The organism is Marinobacter sp., assembly GCF_040904845.1.
GTDB lineage: Bacteria > Pseudomonadota > Gammaproteobacteria > Pseudomonadales > Oleiphilaceae > Marinobacter.
Genome location: NZ_JBBDSR010000057.1, coordinates 1 through 1,039, shown reverse-complemented (window position 1 = coordinate 1,039; position 1,039 = coordinate 1). Strand labels below are relative to the sequence as shown.

Annotated in this window: 1 protein-coding gene; it reads right to left on the bottom strand. The window is 57.3% G+C overall.

Annotated features, from left to right (window positions below; translation table 11 throughout):
- Positions 1–132: 132 nt before the first annotated feature.
- Positions 133–894, bottom strand: a complete 762-nt coding sequence (locus WD429_RS07090; protein ID WP_368421476.1) for an SDR family oxidoreductase — start codon at positions 892–894, stop codon at positions 133–135.
- Positions 895–1,039 lie beyond the last annotated feature (145 nt).

Genomic DNA, 1,039 nt, shown 5'->3' with positions numbered 1-1,039 from the left:
TTCTGCAGGAACAAAGGTGTCTGAGCGAAGCGAGTTCTTTTTCCGAAAGAAAAGGTATCCCCACCCCGGGACCAGCCCCCTGACCAAAAGAGCCAGCCCTCACCCAGAAGGCCGCCCTAATAGTCGAACGGACTAGAGCCGCAAAGCCCCGTCCACCTCGATCATCCGTCCGGACACGTAATCGTTCTCAAAGATAAACGCCGCAGCCGAAGCAATTTCTTCCGGCTTGCCCATACGCTTGAGCGGAATGCCAGCGGTCATTTTCTCCAGGGCTTCCGGCTTCATGGAGGCGACCATTTCGGTTTCGATGAAACCCGGGGCGATGCCCATGCAGCGGATGCCGTAGCGGGCCAGCTCTTTCGCCCAGACCGGAACCAGCGCGGATACGCCGGCTTTGGCGGCGGAGTAGTTGCTCTGGCCCATGTTGCCAGCGCGGGAAATGGAGGCGATGTTGATGATCGCGCCCTGATCGCCGTTCTTGATCATCTGGGTGGCGGCTTCGCGGCCGCACAGGAACACGCCGGTGAGGTTAACGTCGATCACCGACTGCCACTGGGCCAGTTCCATGCGCTTCTCGACCTGGCCATCTTTCACTTTGACCATCAGGCCGTCACGCAGAATGCCCGCGTTGTTGATGAGGCCGTTCAGATGGCCGAAGTCCGCCACGATGGCGGCAAAGGTTTTCTCAACATCGTCTTCTTTGGCGACGTTGCAGACGTAGCTTTTCGCTTCCACACCGGCCGCCTTGCAGGCTGCTACGGCGTCGTCCAGCTTTTCTGGCATTAAGTCAATCAGCGCCACTTTGGCACCCTTGGCAGCGAGGTATTCGGCCATGGCACGGCCCAGACCCTGGCCACCGCCAGTGATTGCAATCACGGAATCTTGAAGTTTCATGTTTTGCCCTAACTAAGTTCTAGAGTGGTTTTACGTTTTCTGTGTGTCGGATTGGGTATTATTGGTGCGCGGAGTATATCAAAGAGCGTATGTATCGGGTTGGCTTGTGTCGGATTACGCTGCGCTAATCCGACCTACGTCGAGG

Coding starts and splice junctions, on each gene's coding strand:
- WD429_RS07090 (WP_368421476.1), bottom strand. CDS start 894: ATGAAACTTCAAGATTCCGTGATTGCAATCACTGGCGGTGGCCAGGGT.